This is a genomic window from Mobilisporobacter senegalensis (assembly GCF_003752155.1).
GTDB classification, from domain to species: Bacteria; Bacillota; Clostridia; order Lachnospirales; family Lachnospiraceae; genus Mobilisporobacter; species Mobilisporobacter senegalensis.
In genome coordinates this window covers 98275-112447 of sequence record NZ_RJVG01000011.1, presented here as the reverse complement: position 1 = coordinate 112447, position 14173 = coordinate 98275, and the positions used below count along the sequence as shown (strand labels likewise).

The 14173-nt window shown below is 33.7% G+C and carries 5 protein-coding genes and 1 pseudogene; 1 reads left to right on the top strand and 5 read right to left on the bottom strand.

The window, feature by feature from the left end; genetic code table 11:
• Positions 1-60: 60 nt before the first annotated feature.
• From EDD66_RS15410 to EDD66_RS15400, 3 genes are read right to left on the bottom strand one after another with little or no spacing between them, the layout of a single operon-like run.
• The gene (locus EDD66_RS15410) at positions 61-735 is read right to left on the bottom strand and encodes an ABC transporter ATP-binding protein (protein ID WP_123610471.1); all 675 of its coding nucleotides are present in this window, start codon (positions 733-735) and stop codon (positions 61-63) included.
• Positions 736-760: 25 nt separating this feature from the next.
• On the bottom strand, positions 761-2038 hold the full coding sequence (locus tag EDD66_RS15405) for an ABC transporter permease (RefSeq protein WP_123610470.1): 1278 nt from the start codon (positions 2036-2038) through the stop codon (positions 761-763).
• A gap of 13 nt (positions 2039-2051) precedes the next feature.
• Entirely contained in the window at positions 2052-3521 is a 1470-nt protein-coding gene (locus EDD66_RS15400; protein ID WP_170164386.1) for an ABC transporter permease, read from the bottom strand.
• A 255-nt stretch (positions 3522-3776) separates the two neighbouring features.
• Here EDD66_RS15400 and EDD66_RS18975 point away from each other — a divergent pair.
• Positions 3777-3997 (top strand): annotated as a pseudogene (locus EDD66_RS18975) (transposase); the annotation flags it as partial.
• 229 nt (positions 3998-4226) lie between these two features.
• Here the strand turns inward: EDD66_RS18975 and EDD66_RS15390 are convergent.
• Positions 4227-13481 carry an InlB B-repeat-containing protein gene (locus EDD66_RS15390; RefSeq protein ID WP_170164385.1) on the bottom strand — a complete coding sequence of 3085 codons (9255 nt, stop codon included), beginning with the start codon at positions 13479-13481 and terminating at the stop codon, positions 4227-4229.
• A 57-nt stretch (positions 13482-13538) separates the two neighbouring features.
• The gene (locus EDD66_RS15385; protein ID WP_123610467.1) at positions 13539-14138 is read right to left on the bottom strand and encodes a hypothetical protein; all 600 of its coding nucleotides are present in this window, start codon (positions 14136-14138) and stop codon (positions 13539-13541) included.
• Positions 14139-14173: the final 35 nt, after the last annotated feature.

Genomic DNA, 14173 nt, shown 5'->3' with positions numbered 1-14173 from the left:
GCAAAACTTGATGATATATTCCTGTCAATAATCCCAATTTTTAATAACATAATGTATTCCTTAATCTTCACCAATAAATTTTCTATCTTTCAACCTAATTATAATATCCGAACTTTTCGCGAAGTCTTCAGAATGGGTAACGACAATTACACACTTTTGTTCCTGATGAGCCAGCATTTTAAATATTCCTATAATTTCTTTTGCCGTATCACTATCTAAATTTCCAGTAGGTTCATCTGCCAGCAGTATTTCTGCTTGAGTGGAAATAGCTCTGGCAATCGCTACACGCTGCTGCTCACCTCCTGATAATTGGCTGACATTTCTATTCATCATATGTTTATCTATTCCGATTTTTTCAAGGAACTCCTCTGCCCTTTCCTTTTTATTAAGGATTTCGTTCTTTGTTATCTCCATGGCTGCAATAACATTTTGTAATGGAGTCAAATAATTCAGCAAATTATAAGCTTGAAAAACAATTCCTATTTTCTGATTTCTATAATTATCATAACCTATTTCTTTTAAATTCTTTTCTTTATAGAGTACTTCCCCATGTTGGGGTTTTTCGAGACCTCCTAATAAAGTAAGAGCTGTGGTTTTTCCTGAGCCTGAAGGTCCTACAATCGTATATAGTTTTCCTGGTTCAAAAGAAAAATTAACATCTTGTAAAATATCCACCCTATTGTTTTTTGTTTGGTAATAATATCCTACATTTTGCATTTTTAATATTGATTTCATTAATCTCTCCTTATATATCTCTCTTTCACTCCATTATTTGCAAAAGTTTCTTTGGTTGATATTTCATAATTCTTTTTATGGGCAGGATACAGGCTGTTATTGCTAATACCAGACCACACACACATACAATGAAGATGGATTGTATGCTTACCAAGACTGTTATTTTCTCCATGGCTGGACCGTTGCTTAGTAATATCTCACCAAGCCAGCCAGCAATCAGATTACTGCTAATTATGCTTATGGGAATGGCCGGAAGCAAAGGTAAAAAAACCTCTATTATCATCTGTAAAACAATATATTTTCTTCTTTCCCCTAGAGACAATAACACTCCTACTTCAAAAAAACGTCCCAGCATGGAATATAGTACCATTAAACAAAGGACAATTCCTCCCATGAAAATAACGGATACTAAAATAGCATTGGCAACATAAATTGAACTTTTCATTGCAGAAGATGCTTGCAAGAACATAAGATTGTTAGTTTCAAATGTTAATTCTCCCTTGTCTTCCCCTTGCTCCACAATCATCTGTGCTGCATCTATAAAATTATTTGCTTTAAAGGCATTATTTAAAGTATACTCTGCCTTTTTAATACCTCCGGGACCCAGGTAATCTGCAAATTCAACTGGTGTAAAGATATAATTGCAATCAGCTTCATAACTTGGGAATGTATTGCCTATGGCTCCCGAATGAATTCCTACAATTTTGAATTCTTTGACTTTATTTTTCATGGTAAATGACTGTAAGGTAATAGTATCTCCAACCTCCAGATGATTTGTTTCAGCAAGCACTCTGCTTATAATCGCATATGACTTTCCTTCATCTTCCTTTTTTAAATGTCTTCCCTCCAGCAATTTATTTCTATTTTCTTGAAAGAACCAATAGTTACTTGTATCCGTGATCCCTACCAGGTTAACACTTCCATCCTCCCATTCCTTTGAATACCTTTCCGGAAGTATTTCCAGCGTATAAGTATATAAATCTTTATTAAAATAAGACTTGAAATCTTTTGCCACTGCTATCGTATCCGATAGGTAACTACCCATCTTCACCTGAGGAAGTTTTTCCATTTCATGGGCCATCTGTAAGCCAAAAGAATCAAGTTCCATATCATCTTTATGTTTTATTGCTAATACAGATATATCAACTGACTTTCCTATTTGATTAATGCCTTTTTCCGCTGCATCTCTAACACAAATAGAGGAAAGAACCAAAGTTAAAATTAACGTAAAAATTCCAAACAGCAGTAAATTGTTTCCTTTGTGGTAAATTACACTGTAAAAAGCACGCTTCACAAAACTCATATATTACTCCCCTCTACCATTTAGACAATAATAGTTTTATGGGACTTTGCTTAAGAAAGAACAGCATTTGTGGTATCAATGATATCAATACAAAAATAATTCCCAATCCCATAAAAATCATCATATTTTTTGTATAAAAAGAAACTGCCAACTGTTCCTTGGCCTTTACCAGATCGCTTTTATGCTCTAAAATATTTTTTAAGAAAAGTCCTTCTTGTTCACCTTCCAATTTAAAAAGTTCCTGCTTTTGCTCTAATTGAGTATTTGTTTGTTTCGCAGATTGGCCTACTATAATACTTCCAACATAGTTTTTTGTTGCAGATCCTAATAAAAGAGCCAGACAGAGTGCTGCAAAAATCAGGAATAGTTCCTCTAAAATTACTTGTGCGATTATTTTTTTCTTAGACTCTCCCATAGACATCAGAATTCCAAACTCGCGCTTCCGCCCTTTTAAAACGAACGCACTTACTAACAGCATTATAATATAAGTACTTACAGAGATTATTATAGTCACAACTTGTGTCATTCTACCAATTTCATTCATGGGTCTTGCTACAATATCAATCCAATCCTTGTCCCATTTATATATGTATTCAACCGTTTCTCCATGCTGAGTAAGGGTTTGTTTTCCCAATCTTTCTTTTATCCTTGTAATATATTCCTCTACCTGAGACAAATCTTTTAAATAAACGCTTACTTGCTTGGGCATGTAAAAGCTGGTTCCCTGTTCTTTCCCATAAGCTGTCAATGTACCCTGCGGCACGAATACAAAGTTGCCTTGATATTCATAGGGTACAGTGCTTTTTTCCTGCCAGTCTGGAAACTTGAAAATCCCACGAACTGTCAATTCCAGGGTTTGAATAGAAAAATATTCATCGAAATCTTCTCCATAGACCTCTTTTAACGTCTTCCAATTCGTTTCTGGCAGACATACTGTAATCTTGCTGCCAAGGGCAAGACTGTTCTTTCTAGCCAATTCCTCTGATATCAACGCAACCTTTTTTCCATCTTCTTTCTGTGTGATATCCGTTCCTTTTGTCAAAACTAAACCGGCACCGGCAAACATTACACATGATTCGCTATTGGTTATTCCAAACAACGTGCATCCCTCCGGTAATGGTAGTTGATAGGATTCCCAATACTCCTTTGTTCCTTCTTCCATAACAGGTTCTATATTCACAAAATCTGCAGTATCAATGGACGTTATATTAATTTTATTTATAGCAGAATCATTCGTAATTTTTTCTATTTCATCCTTGGTAAAATTATCATAAGCTTGCAATTCACCCAAAGGTGTTTTAAAAATAGTCACTGCATTTGCTATCGAATTTTTTAATTCTTTTACTTGTTCTTTACTGGAAAAACTGGATGCACCCATAACAATAATTAAATAGAAAAGTACGCTAAAAGACAGAATCTTGATAAAATTCTTCTTTTTATTATAGGTAATACTATGTAAAACACGATTTAAAACTGCACTCACCCCATCTATCATCCTTTCTTATTATAGAAAACAGAAACAGTGACAGATATAATTATCTGCCACTAAAACTATAAAATATAAAATTATAATAACATAAATTTAATAAAAAAACATACTGTTTATGGAATTAATATACATTTTTGTTTAAATTTACAATGTATTAGTACATCTTATATACGGCAAGTAACCTCTATGTGATTTCCTCACTGTCCGCAAATTCTAAAACTTCTTACCAATAACCATTAATGGAAATACAATTGGTCAGTCAATTGGGACGTTATCAGCCCTATTTTCAAGTTCTCTTCCGATGTACGGAAGGTTATCTATACGACAAATGTAATTGAAAGTCTGAATAGTACATACGTCGACTAAACCGCGGGCGAAGCGTATTTCCAAGTGATATTGCCTTGTTAAAAGCTCTTTATCTAGCAACTTTTGAAGCGACAAAAAAGTGGAGCCTGCCAATCCGAAACTGAGGTAAGATATATGGTGAACTGTCAATCATGTTTGAAGGCCGTTTATAATTATTAAAAATAACCCCTTTTTGAAAGGGTCTTATTGACATACACAAAAACATAATTTATATTAAAAATGAGGCATGAATACTGGATATCCAAGCACTCATGCCTCAAAAATTATCATAGAAAGCTAATTTACAGAAATTATTTCACACTCTCATTTTAGTTTTGTTTAATTAATTCTTATTTAGCTCCCCCAATATGCATAGAGATATATTGAGCCTGAAATTTTAACTCTTGTATCTGAAGTAACCTGTTCGTTTGAAGATTTAAACCAACCCAAAAATACATATCCATTTTTAGTCGGTGTTGGTAATGAATAATAATCACCGTAATTTACAATTTGTGTACTAGCTGGTAACACTCCTCCATTTGTTATGAAATAAATGGTCAATGTTTTTATCGTCCAATGAGCATATAAAGTCTGATCATTGGTAATTTCAACTATTGTGTCAAATGTAATTTTTTGACCATTATAGGTATACCACCCATCAAAATTATATCCTTCTCTTGTTGGTGTTGGTAAAGTGCCATACTTACTTCCATAGTAAACGTTCATACTTTGACTTGGTACACTGCCACCATTCCCATTAAATGTAACATTTGAATCAATACCAATCCATTTAGCAGTAAGCGTCATTGCACTCGTTATACTCACTAACGTACTGTCTTCAATCTTTGCACCACCATATGTATACCAACCTAAAAAATTATAATTTCTTCTTACCGGAGTTGGTAAATAACCATATGTTTCTCCATAAGTTACTTCTTTGTTCGATATAGATACTGATCCTTCATTAGCGTCAAAAGATATCTTAGATTTTATTGGATTCCAATGTGCATATAGCTTATATTCTTGAGTAATATCAACAATATCGCTCGTTTTTACTTCTATTCCTCCGTCTACTTTAGTATACCAGCCTTCAAATATATTTCCTGCCTTTACAGGTATTGGTAAAACACTTCCATAACTATTTCCATAAGTTGCATATACTGTTTGAGTGTTAACATATGTGTTTCCACTTTTGATTTTTCCTCCGTTAGCATCTAATATTACTGGATAGTAATTTGCTGACCAGTATGCATATAAGGTCTGGTCTTTTGTTATATTAACGATACTTCCTGAACTTACTGTATTACTGCCATTAGATTGTAACGACCATCCTACAAACCTATATCCTGTCTTTGTTGGTGTTGGCATGGCTCCATAAGGACTTCCGTATATTACATTCATGCTATTCTGGGATACTTCTCCTCCATTGGCATCAAATGTTACCGTATGTGTTTCTCCAACCCATTGTGCATATATAGTGTGGGAACCTGTTACAGTCATAATACTATCTTCTGTTATTCTTGTTCCTCCGACTGTACTTGTATACCATCCTTGGAAAACATAATTTGTTCTTGTTGGTATAGGTAATTCCCCATATGCACTTTTATATACCACGATTTTATTACTTATTGGAACAGTTCCTCCATTTCCGTAAAAATTAACAGTGAAACTTCCTTCTTTCCAATGAGCATATAAGGTCTGTTTTTCTGTAGTATTAACAATATTACTTGCTGTTATCTGGGTTCCTCCATCTATTTCCGTAAACCATCCTAGAAACTCATATCCTGCTTTTGTCGGTGTTATTAATGAGCTTCCATATGGATTTCCATAAATAACACTGGTGGTTATACTTGCTGCTTTTGATACTAAACCCCCATTGGCATCTAATGTAATTAAATAATTGTTTCCTATCCAATACGCATATAGTGTTTGGTCTTTTGTTATGGTAACTGTATTTCCTGAACCTACTATACTTGCACTATTTGCCTGTGTAGACCATCCATAGAATCTATATCCTGTCCTTGTTGGTGTTGGCATGGTTCCATAAGGACTTCCATATATTACATTCATACTATTCTGGGATACTTCTCCTCCATTGGCATCAAATGTTACCGTATGTGGTTCTCCTACCCATTGTGCATATATATAGTGGGAACTCGTTGCAGTCATAATACTTTCTTCTGTTATTCTTGTTCCTCCGACTGTACTTGTATACCATCCTTGAAATATATAGTTAGCCCTGATTGGTGTTGGTAATTCTCCATAGGTACTTTTATATACCACTGTTTTATTACTTACTGGAACAGTTCCTCCATTTCCTTGAAAATATACTACGAAACTTCCTTCTTTCCAATGAGCATATAAGGTCTGTTTTTCTGTAGTATTAACAATACTACTTGCTGTTATCTGGGTTCCTCCATCTATTTCCGTAAACCATCCAACAAACTCATATCCTGCTTTTGTCGGTGTTATTAATGAACTTCCATATGTATTTCCATAAATGACACTGGTAGTTATGCTTGCTGCTTTTGACACTAAACCTCCATTGGCATCTAATGTAATTAGATAATTGTTCCCTATCCAATACGCATATAGTGTTTGGTCTTTTGTTATGGTAACTGTATTTCCCGAACCTACTATACTAGCACTATTTGCTTGTGTAGACCATCCATAGAATCTATATCCTGTCCTTGTTGGTGTTGGCATGGTTCCATAAGGACTTCCATATATTACATTCATACTATTCTGGGATACTTCTCCTCCATTGGCATCAAATGTTACCGTATGTGGTTCTCCTACCCATTGTGCATATATATAGTGGGAACTTGTTGCAGTCATAATACTTTCTTCTGTTATTCTTGTTCCTCCGACTGTACTTGTATACCATCCTTGAAATATATAGTTAGCCCTAATTGGTGTTGGTAATTCTCCATAGGTACTTTTATATACCACTGTTTTATTACTTACTGGAACAGTTCCTCCATTTCCTTGAAAATATACTACGAAACTTCCTTCTTTCCAATGAGCATATAAGGTCTGTTTTTCTGTAGTATTAACAATACTACTTGTTGTTATCTGGATTCCTCCATCTATTTCCGTAAACCATCCTAGAAACTCATATCCTGCTTTTGTCGGTGTTATTAATGAATTTCCATATGTATTTCCATAAATCACACTGGTAGTTATGCTTGCTGCTTTTGATACTAAACCTCCATTGGCATCTAATATAATTGGATAATTATTTCCTATCCAATACGCATATAGTGTTTGGTCTTTTGTTATATTAACTGTATTTCCCGAACCTACTATACTAGCACTATTTGCTTGCGTAGACCATCCATAAAACCTATATCCTGTCCTTGTTGGTGTTGGCATGGCTCCATAAGGACTTCCATATGTTACAGTTATACTATTCTGGGATACTTCCCCTCCATTGGCATCAAATGTTACCTTATGTGTTTCTCCTACCCATTGTGCATATAAAGATATTGCTCCTGTTATTGTTACAACACTATCTTCTGTTATTTTTGTTCCACCAACTGTATTTGTATACCATCCTTGGAATATATAATTCGACCTGATTGGTATTGGCAGTTCTCCATATACACTTTTATATATCACACTTTTGCTACTAGGTTGTACACTTCCCCCATTAGCATTAAATGTTACTTTAAAACTTCCTTCTTTCCAATGGGCATATAATGTCTGACTTCCAATAAAATCAACAATACTGCTTGCTGTTATCTGTAATCCATCATTTATTTCTGTGAACCAGCCTAGGAACTCATATCCTGCCTTCGTTGGTGCTATTAATGAACCCCCATATGTATTCCCATAAATAACATTGGTACTTATATTCGTTTTTCCTGATACTAAACCTCCATTGGCATCTAATATAACTGTATAATTCTTTCCGGTCCAATGAGCATATAAGGTCTGAGTAGATGTGAAATCCACCTTACTGCTTGCTACTATTTGTGTACCTCCGACGGCCTGGGTATACCATCCTGCAAATGTATAATTTGTTCTTGTTGGTATTGGCAGTGTACCATATGTATTTCCATAAATTACATTTATATTATTCTGTGATATACTTCCTCCATTAGCATCAAATAATACTTCATATGTCTCTCCAATCCATTGCGCATATAAAGGTATTGCTCCTGTTATTGCTACAACACTGTCTTCGGTTATTTTAATTCCTCCAACTGTATTAGTATACCATCCCTGAAAAATATAATTTGCTCTCACTGGTATTGGCAGTTCTCCATAGGTACTTCCATAAATCACATTTTTATTATTGGTCTGTACACTTCCTCCATTAGCATTAAAAATTATCTTAAAGCTTCCCTCTTTCCAATGGGCATATAAGGTTTGACTTCCAATAAATTCTACGATACTGCTTGCTGTTATCTGTATTCCACCATTTACTTCTGTGAACCAGCCTAGGAACTCATATCCTGCTTTTGTTGGGGTTACTAATGAACTTCCATATGTATTTTTATAAATAACATTTACATTTACACTTGCTTTCCCCGAAACTAAACCTCCGTTAGCATTCAATGTCACTTGATAATTGTTCCCAGTCCAACGGGCATATAAAGTTTGAGTGGATGCTATGTTCACCTTACTGCTTGCTACTATTTGTGTGCCTCCGGTAGCCTGAGTATACCATCCTGCGAATGTATAATTCGTTCTTGTTGGTATTGGTAATGTACCATATGTATTACCATAAATTACATTCATATTATTCTGTGATATACTTCCTCCATTAGCATCAAATAATACTTCATATGTTTCTCCAATCCATTGTGCATATAAAGATGTTGCTCCTGTTATTGTTACAATACTGTCTTCGGTTATTTTTGTTCCACCAACTGTATTTGTATACCATCCCTGGAATATATAATTTGCTCTTGTTGGTATTGGTAGTTCTCCATAAGTGCTCCCATAAATCACGTTTTTACTACTTGTTTGAACACTTCCACCATTTGCATTAAATGTTACTTTAAAACTTCCTTCTTTCCAATGGGCATATAAGGTTTTGCTTCCGATAAAATCTACGATACTGCTTGTTGTTATCTGCGTTCCACCTTCTACCTCTGTGAACCAGCCAACAAATTCATATCCTGCTTTTGTCGGGGTTACTAATGAACTTCCATATGTATTTTTATAAATAACATTTACGTTTACACTTGCTTTCCCCGAAACTAAACCTCCGTTAGCATTCAATGTCACTTGATAATTGTTTCCTACCCAATATGCATATAAGATCTGGTCTTTTGCTATATTTACTGGATTTCCTGAATTTACTATATTAGCACTATTTGCTTGCGTAGACCATCCTACAAACCTATATCCTGTTCTTGTTGGTGTTGGCATGGTTCCATAAGGACTTCCATATGTTACAGTCATACTATTCTGGGATACTTCTCCTCCATTAGCATCAAATGTTACTGTATGTGGTTCTCCTAGCCATTGTGCATATATATAGTGGGAACTTGTTGCAGTCATAATACTTTCTTCTGTTATTTTTGTTCCTCCGACTGTACTTGTATACCATCCTTGAAATATATAGTTAGCTCTGATTGGTATTGGTAATTCTCCATAGGTACTTTTATATACCACTGTTTTATTACTTACTGGAACAGTTCCTCCATTTCCTTGAAAATATACTACGAAACTTCTTTCTTTCCAATGAGCATATAAGGTCTGTTTTTCTGTAGTATTAACAATATCACTTGCTGTTATCTGGGTTCCTCCATCTATTTCCGTAAACCATCCAATAAACTCATACCCTGCTTTCGTTGGTGTTACTAATAAATTTCCATATGTATTCCCATAAATAACATTTGCACTTACACTTGCTTTCCCTGAAACTAGACCTCCATTAGCATTTAACGTTACTTGATAATTGTTACCTGTCCAACGGGCATATAAAGTCTGAGCAGTTGTAAAATTCACCTTACTATTTGCTGTAATTAATGTTCCACCAGTAGCCTGGGTATACCATCCTGCAAATGTATAATTTATTCTTGTTGGTATTGGTAAGGCGCCATATAAACTACCAGTAGAAACTATTTTAAAATCTTGTATTACATTTCCACCAGTAGCATCAAAATATACAATCGGTCCATTTATTTTCCAATGGGCAAATAGTATTTGTGTATCGCCCTCATTAACCATTGTTGTAGGAAAAACTTGGGTCCCACCATCTGCTTCCGTAAACCATCCCAGAAAAGTATAATCCTTTCTTACAGGGGTTGGTAATAGACCATAACTCTCCCCATAGTTTACATAGCATTCATTCTCTTCCATTTCCCCTCCATTAGCATCTAATTTTAAGTTAAATCCTAATGAATCTTCAACAATTACGTAAAAACTAACCGTAATTTCTTTTTCTCCTTGTATTGCTTTTAAGTTTACTTCAACAACGCCTTCTTCAGCAGGTTTAAATTCCCACACTTGATTAGTAATATTACCGATATCAGATTCGACTGAGAAATCTGCTCCTCCAAAAATCTCATCTAAATTTAAGGTAGCAGTCTCACCCAATTTAATATTTATATCATCGGGTTGTTTAATGATGTAGATTCCGCTATCATCACTATGAACAGTTAGCTCGATTTCCTTATAATCATACATTAACCATTTGCTTACAGCATATATGCTAAATAAGTAATTACCACTACCTTCTTCTGGGGTGTAATTAAGTGTAAAATGATCTCCATTTGGAATAAAATTGTATATTTTATCATTACAAATAGCATATACTTTATAATTTTCAACATTAGAATCTGTTAATTTTAAATCTATTGTAGAATTTTTATTAATTAATGGTTCCTCTTTGCCATCAAATAACACACTTTCGATGATTGGCTGATGTTCTTCTGTAAAACAATCTTCCTCTAATTCAGAATATAGTATTAATTCTTTCTCAGCCTTTCTTCCTGTTTCAGTTTCAGCAATAATTAATACTCTGTTTTCTCCTTTATTAAGTATCATTTTATCGGTGGCAAAATTAATGTCATTACCATCATCTTTGCAACCATAGATCGCTACAGCTGTCCCATTCACAAAAACTGAAACATTAGAAGAGTTTATTCCAGTGCCTTCTATAATTGCATAACCTGGATATATATAATACTCATAATCTTCTTCTAGCAAAATGTCTGGAATGGTTGAATCCACAATAAGATCGCACTCTTTTATCCAACTTGTTGATCCATCTTCAGAAATTAAATATAGCTCTACCTTATAATGATCATCAGGTAAATCTTTAAAAGTATATGTAAAATTACCTGCTTGATCAAAAGTATCATATATTAAATCCTGAATTTTTATCCCACTCGACTCTCCAGTAAGGGTAATGCTAACAGCTCCTCCTGTCACAACAGATAACTCACTTCCTGCAGGAACTGATATAGCGCTTCCAGATGTAACTGATATGGAACTTCCTGTTGCAACGGAAGCTCTTAATTCTACCGAAGAACCATCCTGAATCTTTAACAGTTCCTCCTCATTATGTATGATAGGCGCTGACAGCCTTGTATAAATACCCACATAATAATCTGAATCAGTACCGCAATTTTTTATAGAAATTTTCCATGTCCCAGGAATAGGGTTGAATAACATAAACCCACTACTTCCCATATTTAAAACATACTGTGTTTCTAATTCATTTACAGATTCATTTTCTGGATTAACTTCCGTATCAAGCTCATCTTCACTTTCTATATTAGTATAAATCTTTCCTCTAGGATCTTTTAATATAATTTCAAAATCTCCTAACGTATCATCTATAAGAATACCATAGTCATTTCCTGAGCTGATGGTAATTTCATTTTCTTCTGAAACATGTCCTTCATCAAGTGATCCAAATAACTCATTCTTATAAGATAAAGAATATGTATCTGCTAACTCATCTATTATACTATCTGAAAAAGAGCTATTAGAAATTCCACTCTCTTCATTCAAATCCATAAATGGATTTAAAGAAAAAGTACTGACTCCCGAAATATCTTTTTCTACATATAAATCAACAAATTCAATAGCATAAGGTTGGCGATACGCCATATTGCTATAATTATTATTATCATTGGATGCTTTAAAAAAGTCTTTTGCTGGAAATTGTTTTGAAATTTTGTTGTCATATGTTTTAACATTTTTAGCATAATCATAAGCCTTAATAGCCAGCTTGTTTAATCCATCTTTTAACATTTCTTTTGGTATTACATAGTTAAAATTATCTGCTGGATTTGTAAATTTACCTACAGCTTTGCCATTAATCCAAAATTCTACCTTTGAAACTTTTACATTGTCATATAATTCTATATAAAAATTTGAAACGTTATCATTTACAGTTATAAATGCATTCTTTCCTTGACCATTTAATGTTATTTTAGGTTTCGCTTTATCGAATTGCATACCATTTTTATTGAATATATTCCAAAATTCATAAGCTTCATTACTGTTTTTCTTGATATGGTTTTCTATATATTTATTATAAAAATCTTCTATGGTACAATCATACACCATAAATGTATTCTCTATATCATCTATATCAAATGGAATAAAACCCGCTTCCAAAACTACATCTCTATTAGTGTTTAATACATTCTTGATACTCTCATCCACTTTATCCCAATCTTCAGTATTATCAGGATAACCATCAATCGTATCCCATTGAGATGCTGCGACATACGCTTCATTTCTTCTAGATTTAGGTATTTTTGCGTGAGGTGATTCTATGCTATAGTTTGATGTTGCTAGAACATTATTACCATCATAATACCTTGCTGAACCAAGAGCAGATTGTCCGAAAAATGTAGCTAATCCTTCTGAATATGCTAATTTAATGTCAATTCTATTTTCACTACTATGATTCCCTCCCATAAAACTTCCCGAATTTCGTATTGTTCCATATACCCAATGTCCATACTCATGACAAATTACACTTTCATCCCTTTCATCATGGTCTTTCCCTGCTAGAACCATACCATAACGAGCTACCGAATTTGTGTAAGAGTCAATTCCTTTTCCATAAGTCCAAAAAACATTAATTTTGCCAACATTGATACCAGTTTCATTTTTCATAAAGTTTCGAGCATTATTAATAACTCTTGCAATATTAATAGCTCCCTTGGCATTTTGATTATCTATATTTACTTTCAAGTTAACAGTTTTTTGTTTTGAACTAACAGTTTGTTTTTTACTCTTATAGCTATATCCTCTGTTCCCAATGCCAACTTTTCTAGTTACATTGCAAGCCTCATTCTCAGCATTGATTACTACCCATACTTTTTTTATATTAGTTCTATCTAATGGAACGTCAAAAGAGCCTCTACTATCTGTATAGCAATTTTTCCAATATTCATTTCCCTTACTATCTTCATAATATAAAACCAAAGGATAATTATTTAATAGCTTTCTTACTGAATTAGCCTCATTATTCCCATTCTCTTTTATATAATAATATATGTCCCCAGTGACCCTTATATTTTTTGTTTCTGAAGTACCTGCGCTAACTCTTGTATCTTCAAAATTAATAAAAATCATAAATAAAATAGCTATTATGCATATAATTAATCTTTTCTTCCTTGTCATCATACATACCCTCATTTCTACATTATCTTGTAGTATATTTACCTTTTTTATTTTATATTTCTATTTATAATACCCTTTGTGTAGCCAATCAGTGGATTTCAAGTATATGCTAATTCCTTGAATCGTTTCTTCAACAGTTTCCTTCGTGTCATCGCCAGAATGAATAGATTCCACATCTATAATGATTTTAATCCTTCCCTTATTGTATACTACATCACCACTGGTTCTTTCTACCTGTTCATAACCATATTTATACAATGATTTTTCCAAATCATCTAAATCATCACCGATCTTTCCCCCAAATATAGATGTATCTGAATCGGTTGACCAAAAACTGGTAAATTTTAATGAGCTAGATAGATCAGGAAATCCCTCGAATCCGAAATATTCATCCTCTCCCCTCATAAAGCTAACTCCATAACCTTCAGAATTTTTCCATTCCTTTTCATCAAGGTTATACTCTTCAATTGACGTTGCAAATTTATATGTTAAATTAATATGTTCATTTAATTCCTTTATTTCACTTGGTATTATGTAAAATGGAGATATTATTTTGTATAAATTATAAATTATAAATACCAATAGAATCCCTAAAATTATCTTAGTCTTCTTCCTTTTTTTCTTAACCTTAATTGTGTGATCCGTCTTATCTGTAGACATAATGATTTCCCCCTTGTCTGGTTATTCTCTGATAT

What these genes read in the sequence shown, in the direction of transcription:
- EDD66_RS15405 (WP_123610470.1), bottom strand. Translation starts at nt 2,038, where the DNA reads ATGAGTTTTGTGAAGCGTGCTTTTTACAGTGTAATTTACCACAAAGGA.
- EDD66_RS15385 (WP_123610467.1), bottom strand. Translation starts at nt 14,138, where the DNA reads ATGTCTACAGATAAGACGGATCACACAATTAAGGTTAAGAAAAAAAGG.
- EDD66_RS15390 (WP_170164385.1), bottom strand. Translation starts at nt 13,481, where the DNA reads ATGATGACAAGGAAGAAAAGATTAATTATATGCATAATAGCTATTTTA.
- EDD66_RS15410 (WP_123610471.1), bottom strand. Translation starts at nt 735, where the DNA reads ATGAAATCAATATTAAAAATGCAAAATGTAGGATATTATTACCAAACA.